Source organism: Chryseotalea sp. (assembly GCF_057350905.1).
The window spans coordinates 961,108-981,018 of the sequence record NZ_JBMRCF010000001.1 but is presented as its reverse complement, the minus strand read 5'-3'; the positions used below and the strand labels follow the sequence as shown (position 1 = coordinate 981,018).

Annotated in this window: 16 protein-coding genes; 6 read left to right on the top strand and 10 right to left on the bottom strand. The window is 39.5% G+C overall.

Annotated elements, in window-relative coordinates:
• Nucleotides 1–232 precede the first annotated feature (232 nt).
• The 3 genes from ACO1XM_RS04325 to ACO1XM_RS04315 form a co-directional block, all read right to left on the bottom strand.
• On the bottom strand, nt 233–2,002 hold the full coding sequence (locus ACO1XM_RS04325) for a DUF885 domain-containing protein (RefSeq protein WP_486226183.1): 1,770 nt from the start codon (nt 2,000–2,002) through the stop codon (nt 233–235).
• 182 nt (nt 2,003–2,184) lie between these two features.
• Nucleotides 2,185–2,892: a LytR/AlgR family response regulator transcription factor gene (locus tag ACO1XM_RS04320; RefSeq protein ID WP_486226181.1), complete on the bottom strand. Its 708-nt coding sequence runs from the start codon at nt 2,890–2,892 to the stop codon at nt 2,185–2,187.
• Nucleotides 2,885–3,919 (bottom strand): sensor histidine kinase, encoded by a 1,035-nt coding sequence (locus ACO1XM_RS04315; protein ID WP_486226179.1) that lies wholly within the window; start codon nt 3,917–3,919, stop codon nt 2,885–2,887. Before ACO1XM_RS04315 ends, ACO1XM_RS04320 begins: the two co-directional genes overlap by 8 nt.
• Before the next feature lie 203 nt (nt 3,920–4,122).
• On the opposite strand from ACO1XM_RS04315, the gene ACO1XM_RS04310 reads away from it, so the two are divergent.
• From ACO1XM_RS04310 to ACO1XM_RS04300, 3 genes are read left to right on the top strand one after another with little or no spacing between them, the layout of a single operon-like run.
• Entirely contained in the window at nt 4,123–5,223 is a 1,101-nt protein-coding gene (locus ACO1XM_RS04310; protein ID WP_486226177.1) for a hypothetical protein, read from the top strand.
• A 45-nt stretch (nt 5,224–5,268) separates the two neighbouring features.
• Nucleotides 5,269–5,721 carry a nuclear transport factor 2 family protein gene (locus ACO1XM_RS04305; RefSeq protein WP_486226175.1) on the top strand — a complete coding sequence of 151 codons (453 nt, stop codon included), beginning with the start codon at nt 5,269–5,271 and terminating at the stop codon, nt 5,719–5,721.
• An 11-nt stretch (nt 5,722–5,732) separates the two neighbouring features.
• A complete protein-coding gene (locus ACO1XM_RS04300; protein WP_486226173.1) occupies nt 5,733–6,290 on the top strand; it encodes a hypothetical protein in 558 nt (185 codons plus the stop codon).
• A 112-nt stretch (nt 6,291–6,402) separates the two neighbouring features.
• On the opposite strand, the gene ACO1XM_RS04295 is transcribed toward ACO1XM_RS04300, so the two are convergent.
• The 7 genes from ACO1XM_RS04295 to ACO1XM_RS04265 all read right to left on the bottom strand — a co-directional run bounded on the left by ACO1XM_RS04295 (nt 6,403) and on the right by ACO1XM_RS04265 (nt 15,222).
• A complete protein-coding gene (locus tag ACO1XM_RS04295; RefSeq protein WP_486226171.1) occupies nt 6,403–8,409 on the bottom strand; it encodes a family 16 glycosylhydrolase in 2,007 nt (668 codons plus the stop codon).
• Nucleotides 8,410–8,884: 475 nt separating this feature from the next.
• Nucleotides 8,885–11,272: a DUF3160 domain-containing protein gene (locus tag ACO1XM_RS04290; RefSeq protein WP_486226169.1), complete on the bottom strand. Its 2,388-nt coding sequence runs from the start codon at nt 11,270–11,272 to the stop codon at nt 8,885–8,887.
• Nucleotides 11,262–11,816 carry a hypothetical protein gene (locus tag ACO1XM_RS04285; protein ID WP_486226167.1) on the bottom strand — a complete coding sequence of 185 codons (555 nt, stop codon included), beginning with the start codon at nt 11,814–11,816 and terminating at the stop codon, nt 11,262–11,264. Before ACO1XM_RS04285 ends, ACO1XM_RS04290 begins: the two co-directional genes overlap by 11 nt.
• A gap of 970 nt (nt 11,817–12,786) precedes the next feature.
• Nucleotides 12,787–12,909, bottom strand: coding sequence for a hypothetical protein (locus ACO1XM_RS04280; protein WP_486226165.1), 123 nt, complete (start codon nt 12,907–12,909; stop codon nt 12,787–12,789).
• 152 nt (nt 12,910–13,061) lie between these two features.
• Entirely contained in the window at nt 13,062–14,024 is a 963-nt protein-coding gene (locus ACO1XM_RS04275; protein WP_486226163.1) for an alpha/beta fold hydrolase, read from the bottom strand.
• A 232-nt stretch (nt 14,025–14,256) separates the two neighbouring features.
• Complete coding sequence (locus tag ACO1XM_RS04270; protein WP_486226161.1) at nt 14,257–14,685, bottom strand: DUF2141 domain-containing protein; 429 nt, start codon at nt 14,683–14,685, stop codon at nt 14,257–14,259.
• Nucleotides 14,686–14,703: 18 nt separating this feature from the next.
• Nucleotides 14,704–15,222, bottom strand: coding sequence for a DUF2306 domain-containing protein (locus ACO1XM_RS04265; RefSeq protein ID WP_486226159.1), 519 nt, complete (start codon nt 15,220–15,222; stop codon nt 14,704–14,706).
• 489 nt (nt 15,223–15,711) lie between these two features.
• Between ACO1XM_RS04265 and ACO1XM_RS04260 the strand changes: the two genes are divergently transcribed.
• The 3 genes from ACO1XM_RS04260 to ACO1XM_RS04250 all read left to right on the top strand — a co-directional run bounded on the left by ACO1XM_RS04260 (nt 15,712) and on the right by ACO1XM_RS04250 (nt 19,531).
• The gene (locus tag ACO1XM_RS04260) at nt 15,712–16,119 is read left to right on the top strand and encodes a hypothetical protein (RefSeq protein ID WP_486226157.1); all 408 of its coding nucleotides are present in this window, start codon (nt 15,712–15,714) and stop codon (nt 16,117–16,119) included.
• Nucleotides 16,120–16,431: 312 nt separating this feature from the next.
• Complete coding sequence (locus ACO1XM_RS04255) at nt 16,432–17,313, top strand: hypothetical protein (protein ID WP_486226155.1); 882 nt, start codon at nt 16,432–16,434, stop codon at nt 17,311–17,313.
• Between the two features lie 16 nt (nt 17,314–17,329).
• Entirely contained in the window at nt 17,330–19,531 is a 2,202-nt protein-coding gene (locus tag ACO1XM_RS04250) for an ATP-binding protein (protein ID WP_486226152.1), read from the top strand.
• Nucleotides 19,532–19,911 lie beyond the last annotated feature (380 nt).

Here is a 19,911-nt window from a genome sequence, read left to right as displayed (position 1 = left end):
GCTACTGCTTGGATAGGTATCTAACCTTCATTGCTGCTGATGTGGCACAAACATCGCATAGATCTTCCGTGATTTTTTTCGCAGAATTTGTCTGAACAATATAGGAGTTGGTTTAGGTAGAAGGATAACTTGGTTCGTGGGGACACGAACCAAGACTGGGAATCTATTCAATAAATCGTGAGTGATTTTTGAATGACGTAAGCGCGGCCTCGTGCGAACCAAAACTAGGGCCTCACATTTTCACGCCAGCAAGCCAGGTATCAATCTCTCGCTCTAAAATGGATAGGGGTAGGCATCCATTCTCTAATACCTTATCGTGAAACGCCCGAATGTCAAACTTATCTCCCAATTGTTGTTTAGCCTTTTCACGCAAGGCAAGAATTTTCAATTCTCCCACCTTATAACTCACAGCCTGCCCGGGCGTAACCATGTAGCGCTCAATGCGCTGTATGGCTTCTGTTTCTGACACAGGTTGATTCTCTAATACATAAGCAATGGCTTTCTCTCGTGTCCAACCTTTATGGTGCATACCGGCATCTACCACTAAGCGAACGGCTCTTTCAATTTCATTATTAAGTCTGCCCATGTATTGATAGGGGTCGGTGTACATGCCTAATTCAGTTCCTAAACTTTCGGCATACAAGGCCCAACCTTCACCAAAAGCACTGGTCCAATATGATTTTCTAAATTCAGGAATATCAGCCTCCTGTTGAATAGCCACTTGGTAATGATGGCCAGGTATAGCTTCGTGTATATAAAGACTTTCCATGGCAAAATAGTTGTACGTCAACGGGTCGCGAACTACTTCATAGAATATACCGGGACGTTTACCATCTCTGGAGGGTTGCATGTATTGTGCATTGGCACCTGCCTCTCTGAATTTCTCAGTAGCTTTTACTACAAATGAGGCCTTGGGACGGAGATTAAAGAGACGTTGTAATTCAGGTTCCATGCGCGCTTCAAAACTACGGTAGCGATCCAACACTTCCTCTTCTGTTTTAAATGGAAAAAATTTGGGATTAGTTTTGATGTATTGAAAGAATGCCTGCAAATCGCCCTTAAAGCCTGTCAATTTTTTAATTGAATCCATTTCAGTACGAATCCGCGCCACTTCCTGAAGTCCTAAATCAAAAATTTGATCACCCGTAATGTCTGATGTGGTGTAGTACTTTAACCAGTAAGCATACTCGGTTTCTCCATTGTTTTTATCCAGCAAGCCGGTGCTGGTGCGCGTGTTAGGAATATAGGTGTCCACCAGAAAATCATTTAGTTTTTTGTAAGCTGGTTTAATATGCGTTTCAATAGCCTTGGCATAATCCGCGAGTAGTTTTAAGCGCGCAGCACTGTCGATGGTTTCGGGCAGATTTTGGAGCGGCTTATAAAAAATATGGTCCTCAAGGGCTGCTTCAAACAGTGGTTTTAGCTGTGCCGGTACCTTTTCCATGCTGGCCTTGGGGTTTGTATAGTTCAACTCCAATCCACTTTGCATGTTACGAATGGACTGATCAATCCAATTCGGAAATGACTCCATCCGATTGATGAAGTTTCTGTAATCCTGCTCATTGTTAAAAGGAATATAGCCTGCTCCTGAACCCAACACGGCAAACCGTTGTGGAAAGCTGAAAACAAATTGATCAACAGGCGTATACGATGCATATCGATTCATTAAGCGTTCATTGCTGATGGTCAATTGGTATTGTAGAACATCCACACTCAGTTTTTCAGATTGCGTAAGACTATCATACTGAATTGTTTTGAGCGTATCCAGGTATCGCTTGTTCAGTGCTATGGCTTTTTCCTGATGCGCTTCGCTGATATCGATCGCTAGTTGATCGTTAAAGTCGTGCACATTATTTTGTGTTGCCACGAGCGGGTTGAGCGCATAATTTTCCTTTGCGAATTGTTCAAAAATTCCATTGAGGTCAACCTCTTTTTGCTCTCTGGCAGGGGAACATCCCAAACAAAAGAGGCTAATCACGGATATAAGGGCAAGTCTGTTCATTTGTTTCATCAGCTTTTTTTGAGAGCCTTGGCTAATATAGGTTTTATTATGACAAAATTTTAGAGAAAGTTCATTTTAGGAAGACTGAAATCCACCCTGCTTAACTACCAGGCGTGTCTTATAAGGCGGATGACATTATCAGAGGCAATTGTTTGTAAGGATGAAGCAAAGAGAGCGAGTTCCTACTCTGTCTGCTTACTTAGTTTGTCAACTACCTGTTGTTTATAGTTTCTACCAATTTGTAAGGTGTGATGCGCCACCACTACCTCTGTGGAAGAGAAAGCGGTAATTAATTTGATATTGACCAGAAAAGATCGGTGTATGCGTAAAAATGCCCAGGGTTTAAGATGTCCTTCTATGTTCTGTAAGGTCTCATAATATTTGTAGGTAGCATTTCGTGTATGAATAAGCACATGGTCGTTCTTGCTTTCAATAAAAAGAATTTCCTGCAGGTGTACCTTAATTGTTTTCTTATCAAACTTGATCCATAAGTACTCAGGATTCTTGCTGTCGAACGGTTGCAGCGGTGTGTTGTCTGTTGTAGTGGCTTTATACTTATTTACGGCAGCGAGAAATCGTGTAAAGCTGATGGGCTTTACAAGGTAATCAAGGGCGTTCAAATCAAAAGCCTGGTGGGCATATTCCCGGTATGCTGTTGTAAAAATTACCTGAGGTGGATGCGGAAGGGTTCTGATGAAATCCATCCCCGATAATAGCGGCATGTTAATGTCAGTGAACAGTAAATCAATGGACTGTTGTTGCAGGATTGTCTGTGCATTTAAGGCATTTTCACACTCTCCAATGAGTTGCAAATAACTTACTTGTTCAATGTAATTTCTAAGCACATTCAGTGCCAGGGGTTCATCATCCACAATCAGGCATTTAATCATGTTGGTAAAATGGGATTTGCAAGCTTGACTCGTAAGTGGTGTCGCTTATCGTGGTGGATAAATGATATAGGTTTTCAGATCCATAAAGTAAGATCAATCGCTTTTTTAAGTTTTCCAAACCAAAGCCCTTTCTTTCTGCAGAGGCCCTAAAATTGTTCCGCACCAGACAAGTAACAGCATGCTCCTGCACCTCTATCAGAATCGAAATAAAGTAGTGAGGAACAGATCGATCCACATGCTTAAAGGCATTCTCTATCAAGGGAAGAAAAAGTAAGGGTGGTATTACTTTATCGTTGATTGATCCCCTTACTTCATAGTTGATTTGCTGAGGATACCTGAATCTGAGTAGTTCCAGGTTCACGTAATTTTGTAAAAAGTCAAGCTCCCTGCGCAGGGCTTGTCGATCCTCCGTGCTATCGTGCAGCAGGTATTCCATCATAGCAGAAAGCTGAAGAATAGCATTTGAAACTTTTGTTGAATTTTCAAGGCTGAGAGCATAGATATTGTTTAGTGTATTAAAAAAAAAGTGTGGTTGAATTTGTGCTTTCAAATGCCGTAGCTCAGCCTGAAGGAGTTGATTCTTGCGCTGTATCATTTCCTGCTCCTCATGATGGCGGCTCGCCAGCAAGGCATAGCCAGTTGCAATTGACCAGGCTAAGACCACATCAATTAAACAAATAAATAAGTAGTAGGGCTTCAGCAAGTCCCAGAAGGAATTTACAGTGGTTGGGCTATTGGTAATCCAGGGTGCCACCGAATACCAGATCAGCGAATTATAAAACACTAAGACCACTACGATAGCCAGGGTGAAGAGTGCATAGTAAAGATACTCCTGCCGGTATAAAAATTTTGGGGTAATGATCCTGGTATTGTAATACACCGCAGGTATAAGTATGATCATCTCAAAAGCCCTCGTCACCAGTTCCCAGGTTACCCTGCCATTTGCATAGCCAAATAAAAAACTCAAGCCAATCCAATAGAGGCACCATAAGAGCAAAGGCATGGCCAGGTTCCAGATTTTATTCATTACTCCCTTTATTAGTTAATTGTGGCTAGGTCCAGTAACGCAAATCATCAGGTTCAGATTCAAGGCACCCTGCCAACAGCAAATTTAACCCTGTAAAAAACATTGGCAAGGCGAAGCGGGCTTTTGGCAGTAGACAAACAGCTATCTGAGCTTCGCTTACATCTACAGAAAAGGCTTCGCGTTAAGCAAGAAAAATTCCTGCCATGTTAAGATCTATTATTAGTTCCTTGCTACTCTTCACCCTGCTTGTTATGGCATGTACTGGTCTGCTGATGTTTTTTATGCCTCACACTAATACAACAGCTTTACTACACCTGATCTTCGGTTTGCTGTTCTTATTGTTTTGTGGATTTCATCTGTTTAACAACTTCAGAGCCATTAAATCATACGCCACGGTTGGTAAAAGCGGGAGCAGTCCCTTCAATCGAAAATTTGCTTTGATTCTTGCGTTGATGACTGCATTGACAGTCGCTACCTATTTGCAACTACCCCCTATGCGAACTCTATACGAATGGGGCACGGCTTTTCGACTGGCACAGGAGGGAGCAACATCAACTGAATCACACAACATAGTGGTTCACCACAAAAATGAAAATGAAGCCGGAGATGCGCTGGTGGTAGAAGTTTTGAAAGGCCCTTATTTCAGATGGCCCACTTATGCTATCTGGATTGAAGATACACTGGGTAATTACCTGCAAACGCTGTATGTAACAGAAAAGCTTGCCAAGAATAACTTTTATGTTAAGGTTGTTACGATAGATGGAAAAGATCAGTTTCTGGCTGAGCCTGAAAGCAAGGGTGATCGTGAGCGCCCTGAAGCCTTACCGATCTGGTCTCACAAATATGGTAAGCTATCAGCAAAAGGCAACTATATACCTAGTGGTCAGGATGTGATTCCTGATGCTTACTCTGGTGCTACACTTACCACTGATTTTAGGCTTGAAACTAAAACACCTCAAGTTTTGCCTGATGTGTATCGTGTGAGGTTAGAAATCAACCAATCTTTTGACTGGAACGAATACTATGCTAGCGATCGCTTTCCAGAAGATCCAGTCTATTCCGGTAATGGTAAACCGGGACAGCCCTCCCTGCTCTATGAGGCGCTGGTGACAAAGAACAGCACAACTAAGGTTTTTGCTTTTGCACTGGCAGGCAGAGGACATCACTCGGGTAAGGATGGTGTTGTCTATACCGAATTGGATGGCATTACCACAGCACGGGGAATTATTAAAAGAGCCTTAGTTGAATTACCTGAACCGACCGCTTATGGCAAGGATTCATTTCCTTATGACCCGAAGAAATAATCAATAAATATTTATCAAAATTTTATAACACAAAACGTTACCACTATGCAAAAATTAATTCTTCTTATTTCCGCATGCTTGTTTTCACTTGAAGGCACTTCACAAAACTTACGTCAGCAAGATTCACTCGCTATTGTCAACACAGCACTTGACTACGTAGATGGGTATTATCATGCCGATGCTGGGCGTATGGAAAAAGCCCTTCATCCCATGCTGGCTAAACGCGCCTATGTACCTACTAAAGAAGGCAAGATGCGGTATCATGAGTTAAGCGCACTCGCTTTAGTGCAAGGAACAAGAAATGCCAGTAACTATTTAAAAGATCGGGACAGAACAACACTTAAAAGAGCAATACACATTCTGGACATTAATCGCGAGACAGCCACCGTGAAAGCCTATATGGAAGAATGGATTGATTACATGCACCTCGTTAAAGTTGAAGGAGAGTGGAAAATAATAAATGTGCTGTGGGAATTAAATTCATCTGAGAAAAAGTAATCCTAATGGTTATGAAAAAAATACTATTATCCTTCTTAGTTGTTGCTTCGTGCTATGTCGTAAAGGTAAACGCACAGCAAATCAGCACCAACATAGATGACCCTAATACAGTAAGAGAAATTTTGCATGCAGTAGATACTCAGGTTTGGCAACCATTTATACTTGCCTTACAGAAAGGAGATAATACGGCCTACACAAAAGTACATGCGAAGGATGTCTTGAGAATTTCAAATGATTTCACCGGAATTGTGCAAATTGGGAAAGCGTATTTCGAGAGAAATGAAAAAACATTTGCAAGCTTGAAAGAACGTAAGATCGAAGCGAAAATTGAATTTGCTTTCGAATCGCGAATTGTTTCAAAATCTCTTGTTTCGGATCAGGGTTATTATCGGTACACCTATGGAAAAGCAGGGGAGACCCCCAAGTTCATTTATGGAAAATTTCTGGTAGTGAGTGAGCGAAAAGGAAGTACCTGGAAAATAATTCTTGACTACGATTATACAAGTCAAGAAGATAAGTATCGTATATCAGAAGCTGACTTTCAAAATGCCTTGCGCAAAATGAAATGACAAGATCCGTATTTGCAAAATATGATAAGTTTTAACTGTAAAGGACTTATATACCAAAGATACACGCATTGGTTGGTGTCTTCACGAACCAATGATTACGCAATTCAGTCCCTTACTTTTTTATGAGCTTGAAGTGATAGCACTTACCATCCGCTGCAAGTTTAATCAGATAAATTCCTTGCGGTAAGGACTGAATATTAGCGTGTAAACCATTTTTACCTTGTTCAAACACAATACCACTCGTTTTGCCTGTTACATCTGAAAGCTGTGCTTGAACTTTCTTATGCTGCAAGCCGGCAATCTCAACATAGTCATCAGCTGGATTTGGAAAAACAGCGACCCTATCTATGTTAACACCTTCTTCTCCTGTAATGACTAACACAGTTTCTTCAGACATGTCACTGGCACAATCATCTACTGTAACCTGAACAGTATACACACCCGCTTCATCCGTTATCAGCGTGGCAGATGTTTCATTCTCCATCACATTACCATTGAAGAACCATTGGTTACCGGTAGCCGTACTCGAGGTGAGGGTAATCGGTTTACTATTGGGATTAGTAATCGTAATGGATGGTTTTACTGGATTAATGCAAAAAGACCTTTCTACAATGGCTGCAGCAGCGAAGGACGCATTGCCCACTTGATCAGCGGTGATCGTAGCACGACCAGCAGAGATGGGATTTACTTGATTGCCTGAAAGTGTAATATTATTGGAAGGCCTTCTATAACTTACCGGTAAACCTGAAGAAGCAGTGGCGGCTAAGGTAAAGGCTGGCCCGCCTGCAAGTTTATCTGCTATAGCGGGGAATGTTATTTGTTGACTCGAAACACCTTCTTGATAAATGCGAACATAATCAATCACCATCGTGGATTGTGTAAAGCCTGGGTCGACAGGTCCAATACCACCACCCAAGGCAATATTAAGCAAGAGATATTGAGGCTTGTCAAAAGGCCAGGTGCTCGCATTCTTTACTGCGGGGTTGTAAGTATAGGTGGGCACATCATCTATTAAAAACTGTAGTTGGTTTACATCCCAAATCAGTGAGTAGACATGGAAGGTGCTGGTCACTTGCGATACAGTGGTGGTATTGGTGTGGATAGTGCCACCAAAACTGGAAGGCGTATGCACAGAGCTATGAATTACATCAGGGTTGCTTCCCCAATGCTCCATAATATCAATCTCACCTGTTGCCGGCCAAACAGTGGTACCAAACTCGCTCGCAAAGTATGCACCGGTTTCGCTAATGTTTTTCCCCAAGAGCCAAATGGCGGGTAAGGTACCGGCTCCTGGAGCTATCTTGGCACGTACATCCACACGACAATAGGTAAATGCGTACTTGGAGTTTAAACGCGTTGATGTATAATTTTTAGTAAAGCCCTGATCGGTATAACTTTCCTTTTTAGCTACGATATTTAAGTAGCCATCTGCCACATAGGAGTTCTCGAGTCTGTTCGTGTAGTGTTGCTCTTCGCCACCAAACCAAGTGCCGTTTATCGGGAATTGTGTTTGCCTGAACCAATAATTAGCATCGGGAGCACCGGTGCCTGAAAATTCATCGGACCACACTAAGTTGTAATTTTTCGTAACACCAACGCTTGTGGTGCTGAAATAGAGATTGTCCAGGTAAACAGTGCCGTTACCTTCAAACTTAAATTGAATAACATTACTTAAATCAACTGTAGGGTTAGTGAAGAAGGACAAGGGGATATCAACACTTACCCATTGATTCTGACTGATGGGCAAGGCATAGGGCTTTTCAACCGGACCAGGACTGATGATGTAAACACTTAGTGCAGTGGAATTAGCAGTCCAAAAATCTACATGCAACAGCGCCATGCCAGTCACATTCAAGCCACTGGCAAATTGCATACCTTGATAATTTAGATTGGTATACCTCAGCGTTTTATTACCGGCAATATCTAGCTGGGTCACTTGCGTACTTTGTCCCCAGTTTGGATTAAAGTCAGTTCCTGAAGCATTCGCATAGGCACCACTGAAAACTGACATGACGTTAGTACTCGCTACAGTAGGTGTAGGGGCGCCAACAAGCGGTTGGGCTTGTATAGACGTAAGTGTGTAGCAGGTGAAAAGCAGAACGACTACAATGAATTTCATATGAAAAAATTTTAATCCCAAGATCTCCGGGCTTTCAATGCCTCTTGATCAATACCCGTAGCTTAACATCTTAAACAGAAGACTCTCGGAAAAGAATTGATCAACTATTGTAAGCCGTCAGGTTCAGGAAGGTACGAAGTTTACTGAAGACCTTAGCTTGGTAAGCCGTGCACTTACTCGAGCCAAGTTTGAACGAAGTATAAATAAGGCAAGGTATGTCATTAGCTAATTAAACTATTATAAATGAGTGGGTTATAGAGGTTAACTTCTTGCTATCAATTAAGAGCTTTTAAAGTACAAGCCTTGGTAGGTGAGGACACAAAACAATTGTATAAACAGTTATTACCCTTTATTAGCGGATCTTGAATGCTTGCAAGTGTGTGTGCCTAGCCGGATTATTTATTAAGTGCCGATGCAGGTTTGAATAAGATAAACACTGTTTCGTGAGGACACGAACCAGGGATGAGCAGTTCCCTTAAAAGCTATACTCAGGCTTAGACTCTAACGATCTTGTTTTTACTGTAATGTCATTCATCCAAATAGGGCGCTTAATCTCTTTGCCGGATAATAATTGTTTTTGCCATTTTTCATCCGAGAGTGGTTGCTCACTATTAAATTCATAATAACTGAAAACTGCTCCCTTCGTAAGGTACGGTTTACCATTAATCTCTGTCACCACATAAATTTCATCCACCATACCAACGGCTTCTTCAAGGTACTCTCCATTGTATTGATATACATCAGCAACTAGTGCCACCAATCTTTCTTTTTCCGGTAAGTGATCTGAATTGAAAATTCTGAATGTGAGATATTCGATACGTCCGCCCAACCAGTTGAGGTAATCAAACTCCTCATCAGTAACCTGCTCTTGCGCCAATTCTTTTTCGCTAACCCTTAGAAGCAAATTTCCGATTTCCTTCAGGTCTTCATTTATTCTACGAACATCTTCACCCAATAAATTCATTTTTGTCAATGTCTTTTCCTGAAGGTCAACAAGCTCCAGCGCCTTTTTCCAGAATGTAATATTAGGTTCTACGTAACTCAAATGCTGAGGAGGAGGGGGGCCACCGCCTTGTCCGGCTTGTGCGGCATAAGGTTGTTCCGCATACAGCAGCATGTCATGCTTTAATTCTGTCCAGGCTGCCAGCGAGGTATTGAGGTTTTTTCTTTCCCATGATGGTGTTTTCATAAAAAGCGGATAGTCGCTATTGTTTGTGTGGAGAGCATTTATTGCTTCAAACGTTTTGGTATAGATATTTCTGTCCCAATCGGTGTAGACTGCAAATTGGTTCTTAAGTTTTGACAATGAGTTTGAGTATCCATCCCATTGCTTATCTTCTTTGTATTCGTTGATGAGGATACTTTCAGCTTCTTTACTTCCAAAAGTTGCAAATACATCAAGCCCTTTCGGAAAGGGTCTGCGTGGTTTCGGTTGCAAAACGTGAATTAGTTTACTTAAAATCTCTGCATCGAAAGTGTAACGCCCCGCTGTGAATAGGATGGATGCTTGTGAAAGTTCCTCACTTGTAGTTTTATCGCCACTTTGGCGTTTAATTTTATCTACATCAAGTGCGGCAAGCTTTTCTCTCAAATCCTTTAATTTAACAGGATCATTAAGCAGGGCAGGATCTTTTGCTTCTTCCGGCTTAATAAAGCTGATCAAATGAGCCAGGGAAAGATTATCTTCATCACCAACGATGAATTTCATCGCGTCATTAAAAGTTTGAAATGATTGAAGTTGCTGCGCAGAATTTTTGATATAGGTGGCAAGGAGTAAGGCAGACAAGAACCGTTCGTCATCTTTGATGTAAATGGGTGCTGTATTCAACCATTTCACACAACGGAAATAATTTTCAAGTTCGGGGGTCTTTGTATAATTGCCCCTCGGTTTAAATTGCGAGTACTGAAGTACCCTACTGTTCAAAAATTCAGATCCAGTCCCATTAGCATTTAAAATCCTTTCGGTTTCATCCCTATAAAACTGACTCATTTCATCTGAAACGCGCTGAGGTTTACCTGAAATCAAATTATAGGCAATAGCCAAATAGGTAGTTGACCATTCTGCTGCTTTTTTTAGTTGGGCATCGTTGGTTTTCTTTTCAAATTGAAGCGATTCTTGCAAGGCATTCTTCAGGAGCTCAGATAGAAGAGGAGAAAATTTATCTTCTTCAATCTTTTGAAGAAGGGAACTGAAATGCTTATGTAAGACTTGTAAATAAAGATCAGTTGTTATGAAGTGTGGAACATATTGGTAATGGTTCTTATCATAAACATGGAACAATTGTTCATGTTGGGCCGGGACAATTGCAAAATTATTTCTTGAAAGGAGTTGGTTCAATTCGGAGGGTATTTCCTTAAACTGCATTTGATTGTAAACATGATCCATCTTAATCATGCTATAGTTTCCAGACTTTATATAACGATCATTTTTTAACTCGTTCTCGCGTGAGATTACTTTATTAACAAAATCCTGCTCTTGTTTATTTAACTGAGCTTTAAATTCAGGAACATCAAAAATAGGTTGATACCATTTAAACTGGTTAAAGTAGCCTCTCAAAACAGCGTCTTCAAACAAGTGCCCGTTTCGCGCAAATATTTCGTTGCGCAGCAACCAAAGTTCAACAACTGACTTTTTTGAAATATCCATAGAATAATCAAAGACAGGTGGTAAGATTCTTTCCGGGTACCACTCTTTGATGTGCTCAAGTTGATAATAGCTTGTCAATGATACTTTATCTTCAGACACTTCATAGGGTAGGGCAGAAGACACTTCGCTAGCAGGCTTTTCATCGCTCTTTTTGGTAGCACAATGCATAAGCAAGAAAGAACTTAGCATTCCGAGTAAAATTGAATTAATTCTCATGTTTAAAGCGTTGAAGCGCGTCATCAAATGTGATTTCAGTATGTGAGTAATTTCTTAAGGTTAAACCAAAGCTCTCCCAGTAGTAATCACCAATAGAATACCGGTTGTTAGCATTCTTTTCGATGGTTTGAATAATGCCATCATCGCTACTTTTAAAATGCACCAATTCCTGGCATACTTTTGATCCAAGCCAAAGAGGGCGTAAATGTCCATTGTCAATACGAAGAATAAAGAGGCGTTTTTTCTCAATAGGATCAAACTCAGTTGCTTTAATCAATCCAATGATTATGTCAGTTGTTCCATCTCTATCTACGTCAGCTGTATCAAATTGATATGGTGCATACCTAAAGATTGTTTGGTCGATCACTTCTTCGGTGGAATCCTTTAAAATGACTTTAAATCCCAGGCTGCTTGTTAACTTTTGAAACTGAACCTTTCCTGAAAAGAATTTATCATTTATCGCAAGCTCAGAAGAATGGTGTAGATATGTATCTGCCTCATTGCAGGATACAAGGATTATAAATAGGAGAATGAAGTGCTTCACGAGTAAATTTCAACTAAAATAGTAATACTGTTTGAAAACTTAACAAATGGATGGTGCACTTGCTTGAGTCAGCTTTGGTTTGTTTATATGTAACTAGGGCATATTCTGTGTTAATAAAGAATTATAAATGAGATAGTTGTATGAAAATAACGCTGTAATTAATTAAGCTCTTTTAAAGCAATACTTGAATGCTTTTGATCTTCAAGACGATCATTAAACAGGAGCGAGGCTTGATTTTTGCCAAGCCTCACTCCTTGCAAAATTTCTATTTTTTGTGCCGCTGGTTACATTCTTGTTTGCAAGTTTTTAATCATGTTTGGTTTTCTTTTCTTGCTTCAATTCATGGCTATTAAACCTTGCATTTCTCACGCCAGGGTGCCTGATGTACGTTATTTTTAACAGGGCAAAGACCCATAAATAAGACATCATTTGGTGCACAAGGTTCCGCTAATCTTGCGACCAGGCCTTATTTAACACTATATTGAGAACTGGAATTGGGTAGACGGACAGCTTCCTTACAATCAACACATTAGGCATATTTAAGTTATATAATTTACATTATGTTAAATAGTTTAATTGGAATTTAGCCCCACCTACTTACGCTTCCCCGGCACAAGATACAACAGCTGCATGGGACAGACTATCGAACTTTCGTTGCTGCCAAGGTCAACCGCTATTAATGACCCCGATTCAACCCGGAACAATACTCATGAGCTCCCAACAAGATTGTGTTGATCATTGAATTGTTTCTAACAAGTTTATTTTACCTTCTTACTTGGCGATCACACCATGTAGTAGACGCTAAGTAAAAATGGTCTTGATTCCCCAAATCAGAGCTTCAATAATCTATTTCTTGAAAAAGCGTTTGATGTAGCTATTCGTTGCGGTTTGTATTTTTACGATGTAGAGACCTGAAGAATATCAACAACGTTCACGGATGTTTTCATTCCTGTTACAGCTTCCAGATGCATCACGAATCCTGTGCATCGATAATCTCCATATACTTCTCCCCTGTTTCCCTGAACAGAATTTCAATTTGCTGTTTCACTGGATTGGAGTAAAGCGTAGTCATGGATGATGCTCCCTCTTCCACGTCAGTATGTTGAAGAATTTATAATTCTGAATTTGTTTAGATGATTCTTTTTTCTCTACGGCTGTATTATTGAGCTTCTTTGAAATTTTTCACTGTAGGCTCCGTCAATAGTCCAGCGGTGCGGTCATTACTGATCCAGTAATTACTGATCACTATGATTTCAAATTTCTTTCAATAAACTCCTCTATTCTTTTTGCTATATCTCCCACGTATTCTTCTAAAGCAAAATGCCCCGTCTTGTAAAAAACAAACTCAATACTCTTAATGTCTCGGCCATAGGCCAATGCTCCGGCTTTAGTGAAAAATGGATCATTTTCACCCCAAACCACAAGTGTAGGTGGCTGTTTTGCACGAAACATCGCTTGCCATTCAGGATAAGCCTTCACATTGTTTTGATAGTCGAACATGAGTTGAAGTTGAACTGACTTACTACCTGCCCTGTCTAAAAATTGTTGATCGAAATAATAACTCTCAGGGCTAATCAAGGTGGTGTCTGTTACACCTGCAGTATATTGAAACTTTGTTACAGGTAACTCAAAGAAATCCAAAATGGCCTTTCTGTTGTCAGGATTTATAGGATCCTTCCAGAAAGCTTTTATTGGTTCCCAAGGTTCACCCAAACCCTCTTCATAAGCATTTCCATTTTGCACAATAAGGCATTGCAGTAGTTCGGGTCTTCTTGCAACCAACCGCAGGCCAATGGGGGATCCATAATCCTGAATATACATCGAGAATTTCTTGATTTGCAAGGCATCAATAAAATGCTCCATCACCTTGGAGATTTTGTCAAAACTATATTCAAATTCTTCTGGCGGGGGGAAACTGCTGAAGCCGAATCCTGGGTAATCTGGAGCAATTACATGAAACTTGTGTTTTAGTTTTTCGATCAAATTGCGATACATAAAAGATGACGATGGGAATCCATGCATCAACAAAACTACCGGTGCTCCTCTCCTCCCCGCTTCACGATAAAATATATCCAAGCCATCAACTTTTAGCGATCTGTAATGAACATTGGTTTCTTCCATACTCTTGCCTTTATCTTTCTTGTCTGCAGTATACTCGCAAGCTGTTAAAAATAGTATACTTGTGAGTACCAGTTTATGTATGCACATAAAAATCTCTAATGTTTATAACCACTTAACCTAAACCTCACCTTTCTCAAGATTGTTCCCGCCTTCGGTTCAGCATTTGTCATTTACATTGCATTCTGACAAAAATGGTTATTATCAGGTACTCTAGCATTCATCCAAATTACCTTCTTACAAGATTACAAGCGCATGCTGTATTTAATGCCGTGCTTAGTAGTTTTGAATCGGTAATTAATTGTTTAATGTAAAGAACTTGCTAAAAGTAGCGTAGTGTTATTTTTTGAGTAACGTTGCTGATCACCGTAAATCTAGCCTTTTCAAAAGAAGGTGGCCCAAAAAATCCCTTTGCATTATTAGAAAATCCAAAACCCTCTGAGGGCATACCTAATAAATTAGAATTGAATTTTCCATCGCTGTTTTCATCGTGAATAATGGCTATCGCATATTCACCATTTGCCAGGTTATTAAATTGAACAAAAGCTTCACTAGAACTGGCCGAAACTTTCTCTACCTTGAATTTCGTCTTAAGAAAAGTCTTATCAGAATTGTATAAAGCAACTAATATGTCTCCCTTCCTGTTTTTTACGTTTTGTATCTCAACCCGTATGTAAACTGTCTTCTGTGCATTTGCCATTACAGAAAAAAGATTAGCGAGTACAAACAATATTGTATGAGCATTATTCACGATTGTCTAATTTTTAGGTTAGTTCTTAAGACGACTATATTTCTCTACAAAATTATTCCATTGTGGCTTCATTCGCCTAAAGAAGATTGCAGCTATGATTATCACTATTCCGGTAGTCCCAAATACACAATAATGAAAAAAATTGTGAGGTAATACGTCAGCGAAAAACTCCCTAAGCTTCGGAACCCTGACAATCATCTCAGCAGCAAATGCACAGTATAGTCCACCTACTGACCAAAACATAAATCTGAAATGTTGATCTAATGTTTTTTTAGTCGATTTGATTACAAGGGGAAGCATACCAAGCAACAAGGTGAGGCCACTTACCAGTGCCATATAATGGAATACCCCCCATTTACCATACACTCGATAGATTAGCAATGCCGTTAAAATCGTGATTGACATTGAAAAGCAATAGATATACCCCACCCTTTTATGCGATCTTGTTGCTTTGCGCTTAAATAGCACTATCGTTCCTGAAAGAAGTGCAAGTAGTGCCATGATAAGATGAACCAGTCCAATTTCGTCCTTAATCATATTATAAAGTAGATGAACCTTCACTGGCAGTGTTGTCAGATTATTGTCACAACCGTTAACAATTTTCCAGATTAGATCTCTTTTCTGGAAGGATTGAAATATCTAAGGACATGCTTCGCTACGTTCGTAAAAAATCTTACGCATTTATATTTCATAGTGTACACAAGGTGTACACCATCTAAAAGCAGGCCCTTAACAGGGCTCCTTGAGCTTTGAATGCTTGTACACCCTTAATAGACTGCTAAATACTTGCCTCTAAATAGGTAAGTATCACCTTTGGTCAATAATCAGACAATTAATTTAACGCGCTTGAAAACTTCGTCTATAGAAAGGAATTGCCAAAGAACCGCCCAACTGACGCACTTATTGCTTACTCTATTGTTTTTAACCTTTGCAATAGTATCCGGCTTTTCTAACTCTCTGCCACTCTGTACAGAAGGTCATTACCACGAACAGAAAGTTACAATAGTTCCTTCTGGTTTTAAGAAAGTGAAAAAGCGATCCTACAATAAATATGCCCTCAGTAAGGGGCACCACCGCTTTCAGGCCTATAGCCATAGTAATGGTTGTGAACTTTTCTTTTATTCTACAAAACGCAAATGGGACAACTCAAGGGGAGGACTTCGCTTGTGGGAGGTTCCCTCTGAGTTGACAAAAAAATTCGTTGGATATAAATGGATGGAAAGTGGGTTTCATAAACTAAACGGTTCCGATGTGCTTTTTGTGCTGCTGGCTAAAAGCAATACAGACGGAGCAAGTTCTACAGCCTTAATCGTTCTTCAGAATGTAGATAATAAAATAGCCTACAGCATTTATCTCGAACCTAGACATAATCCAGGATACTTCAATAAAGTGACAAGGGCCATGCTGATGAATCAGTTACCTGAATTAAAGTAGACCCCATTTTAGTAACAAAATTTACTTCACATTTAACGGATTACGCTCACTCTGACTATCATGAACCTGTACCCTGTTTTCTATTCACTCTCTACTCTGTTACGTTCAAATTGTATACTTGTTCTGTTACCGCTTCTCACATCTATTTCTTTTGATGCATGGTCACAGATTAGTACTAACGAATATCAAATGCATTGTTACTGTGGAGTCGATCACTATACCCCAGACCACATTGTTTCACTGGAGAATAATAGGGAGATACTTCTGCAACTCCAAAAGTCTGCTACCGTAGAGGAGTTGAGACGCTCAGGTTTGAAATTTAGTGAAAGCCAAATTGAGCTCCTAAAGAAGTGGAGATTAATAAAAGTAGATAAGCAAAAACTACAAACTAACTTTCCTATTCTCAAGGGAGCAGAGGCCACGCAATTTTACGAGGAATCAAGTCGACTAGCAAGCGTGATTATAAACAAACTACGCCCATCCTTTGTTGAATATGTTCAGGTGCTAAATCAGCACCGCTTAAATCCATATTCATTTGCAATTACATTTTCCTATCTTCTGGATGGTCAAGTATGGAAGCAATTTGAAAGTGAAATGTTAATTGAGAAGAAAGAACTCGACAAGGAGCATACACTATGGAATGGTGAATTTTGGATGATAGAAAGAAAATCTACCTATTCGTACGGCACAAGCTCTTTTAAGACTAATAATATGACCCTTTTCATCAATTGGGATAATGAATCGTTAGGTCCAATACGATCACTTCTACTTGATACTGAATCTCTCGACATGTTGATTAATAAGATATCTGCAAACGAAAAGATTACGGATGCATACCTTTATAAACGGTTTAAAAACTATGGATTAATTGGAGAAAAAGGTAAACAACTTATACCAATACTTGATGAGAATAATCAGAACAGAATAACACAAGTTTCAGAAAAGTTAAGCAAGGAAATTGCGCATGAGCTAAAGAAATTGCCTTTAGAAGCTATAAGTCAACGCTACGGTTTTGTTTCTATGGAGCAAACCTTAATAATCCTCTATCACGAAATTATGTCTGAGATAATAGAAGATTTAACAGCTCATAACATTATAATAAAGCCTCGCTTTTTTGAAGAAAAACATTCAACAGATTTAGGTAACGTTTCTGATGTGGTATTTCTTGTTAAGCACAAGAAGATGGAGGAATAGAATGAAACTATTCTTAATGGTAAAAGGAATCATTACATTAGTAGTGCTCCTTCTGGTTAGTGCAAATGCATACAGTCAATCTCTTGTCACGAATATTGATGATAGGATACGCTTTACCCAAACAACTGATAGTTTACATCAGTTGATAGCTGTCACTAACAATGATACTTTAAAAATACAGGCCCTTGCTGCATTAACAAGACTCTACTTGTTTAGAGAAAGAGAAGAGGTGGTAGATAGTCTACTGATGGTTTTACACGATTGGTCCACAAGATCTAACTATTCGTGGGGGCTTGCAAAATCATATCAGTTAATGGGGTTTTATGAACGAAGTATTCATTACAATCCCGAGAAGGCTATTGACTGTTTTGAAAAAGCAATATACTATTTTGAAAAAGCTAATGAGTGGGAGTTAGTTGGCAATTGTAATTTGATTATTGGAACTATTTACTCTCAACAGGGCAAATTGCTTACCGCGCTCAATTATGCCCTGAAGGGTTCCGAAATATTAGACCACCGTGAAACTCCCGTCTCAACATCAGGATGGGGATTAAACTCAATAGCTTGCATCTATGCAAAACGTAAAAATTATTTGCTTGCTCGGAATTACCATCTCAAATCACTTAAGATGTTTGAAAGTAATCCAAATCGGGCTCAAATCTCCTATCTGGATGTGAGATCCGACTACACTATTACACAACTCAAACTTAATGTTGACAGTGCTATTAATTATGCGCATCAGACTCTTCAATATATACAAAATAATAAGATCAGAAATAATTCCTTTATCATTAATGCTTATAAAGCACTTGGAGATGGTTTTAAACAAAAAAAACATTTTGACTCAGCAGTATACTGGTATCAAAAAGCAATAATGCAAGGAAAGAACTCGGGTAATAATTATGATAACCCAGCTATTATCTATTCTGATTACGGAAGGGTACTAACCGAGCAGGGAAAGTATAACTCCGCTGAGGAGCTATTGTTAAATTTCATACAATATAGGAAGGAAAGTAAATCACTGTATTATTGGTATCAGGATGATATTGAAGCTTATAAACACCTGGCGTATCTCTACGAGAAGCAGTCAAGATGGAAGGACGCTGTTGCATATCACAAAAAGTATGAGTATTTGACTGACAGTATCAATTCTGTTCAACGTGAACTAATCTCCAGTGACATGGAAGCCCAAATAGAATTGCAGAAGAGAGATAAAGAGAATAAGATATTGCTGGAGCGGCTGGATTGGGAAGTCACGTTTAAAAAAATTACTATTATCTCGGTGCTAGTGATTTCAACTCTGGTCGCCATTGTTGTCTTTGTAATTACAAAATCCAGAATGAGAATTAAAGAGAAGAACACTATTCTTAGAAGACAATTTGAAGAAATTCAATTGCAGAATAAAGAGATAGCATCTCAAGCTGAAATGCTTAAATTAAAAAGCAGGCACCTTGAGCACCAAAATACTCAGTTAGAGGAACTCAATAGTGAGAAAGACGGGCTAATGGGAATTGTTGCACATGATTTGCGTGCACCTTTAAATCGTGCAAAGGGTCTTGCTGGGCTAATTAACAGTTACCTAACTGACTATGAATCAAAGGAATTGCTCGCAAAGATTGTTAAGGTATGTGACGATGGCCTAAATCTTATAAAGAGTATTCTTGAGGTTAATTCAATAGGTAATCAAATGTTACAATCCGAAACGGATAAATTAATAAATCTCCGAGTGTTTGTTGATAGTGAGATTCTGCAGGAAATGACAACGGTCGCTCTGAGCAAGGAAATCAAAATCAATAATGCTATTGAATCGCAGGTTTGGTTAACGATAGACACCACTGCTTTGAGAAGAGTTCTTGAAAATATAATATCAAATGCTATCAAGTTTTCAGGCCCAGGTACAAATGTTACAATTTACACGAGTTTACTGGATAACAACAGGGTTTCCATTAATATTCAAGACCAGGGGCCTGGATTTAGTTATGAGGATAAACAAAAAATGTTTAAGCGATTTCAGCGCTTAAGTGCTCAGCCAACGGGAGGCGAAAGCTCCACAGGGTTGGGTCTTGCCATCGTGAAATCTCTTGTAGAGAAAATGCAGGGCTCAATTCATCTTGACTCCACAATTGGCGTTGGTTCAGAATTTATTATTGAGCTTCCTGTAGGCGAAGTAAACCTCAGGCATGCTACGCTTAGTCCGACAAATATCCAGAATGCCTAATCAATTTATACAGGCTTTAGTACATAATTATTAGTTTCATTCTAAGCGCTCTGTCACCTATGTCAGATATTTGCAAGCCTTACTTTTCGTAGAATGGCTTGGCGTAGCACGACAAACAGTCTTAAAAGAGTCTTCTGGCTGTATTAAGAACATATGTGCATACTTGAATACATGTTTAATCGTATCACAACACCTAGATCTCTCAACTCCCTTGTTTCAATTCTCGTCCCTTAAATTATTTCGCTTGTTCCATTAACAGCTAAAAGCGTCAACACCACATTTCTCAGTCCCTGTGCGAGCCCTTGAGCCCAATAGTTTTTTATCATCCCCCCTTATCATAGTTGATTACAGCAGTAAAGTGCTAAAAAGTGTTGGACACC

Excerpts from the sequence above, each read along its gene's own strand:
- ACO1XM_RS04325 (WP_486226183.1), bottom strand. The coding sequence starts at position 2,002 with ATGAACAGACTTGCCCTTATATCCGTGATTAGCCTCTTTTGTTTGGGA.
- ACO1XM_RS04320 (WP_486226181.1), bottom strand. The coding sequence starts at position 2,892 with ATGATTAAATGCCTGATTGTGGATGATGAACCCCTGGCACTGAATGTG.
- ACO1XM_RS04315 (WP_486226179.1), bottom strand. The coding sequence starts at position 3,919 with ATGAATAAAATCTGGAACCTGGCCATGCCTTTGCTCTTATGGTGCCTC.
- ACO1XM_RS04310 (WP_486226177.1), top strand. The coding sequence starts at position 4,123 with ATGTTAAGATCTATTATTAGTTCCTTGCTACTCTTCACCCTGCTTGTT.
- ACO1XM_RS04305 (WP_486226175.1), top strand. The coding sequence starts at position 5,269 with ATGCAAAAATTAATTCTTCTTATTTCCGCATGCTTGTTTTCACTTGAA.
- ACO1XM_RS04300 (WP_486226173.1), top strand. The coding sequence starts at position 5,733 with ATGAAAAAAATACTATTATCCTTCTTAGTTGTTGCTTCGTGCTATGTC.
- ACO1XM_RS04295 (WP_486226171.1), bottom strand. The coding sequence starts at position 8,409 with ATGAAATTCATTGTAGTCGTTCTGCTTTTCACCTGCTACACACTTACG.
- ACO1XM_RS04290 (WP_486226169.1), bottom strand. The coding sequence starts at position 11,272 with ATGAGAATTAATTCAATTTTACTCGGAATGCTAAGTTCTTTCTTGCTT.
- ACO1XM_RS04275 (WP_486226163.1), bottom strand. The coding sequence starts at position 14,024 with ATGTGCATACATAAACTGGTACTCACAAGTATACTATTTTTAACAGCT.
- ACO1XM_RS04265 (WP_486226159.1), bottom strand. The coding sequence starts at position 15,222 with ATGATTAAGGACGAAATTGGACTGGTTCATCTTATCATGGCACTACTT.
- ACO1XM_RS04250 (WP_486226152.1), top strand. The coding sequence starts at position 17,330 with ATGGTAAAAGGAATCATTACATTAGTAGTGCTCCTTCTGGTTAGTGCA.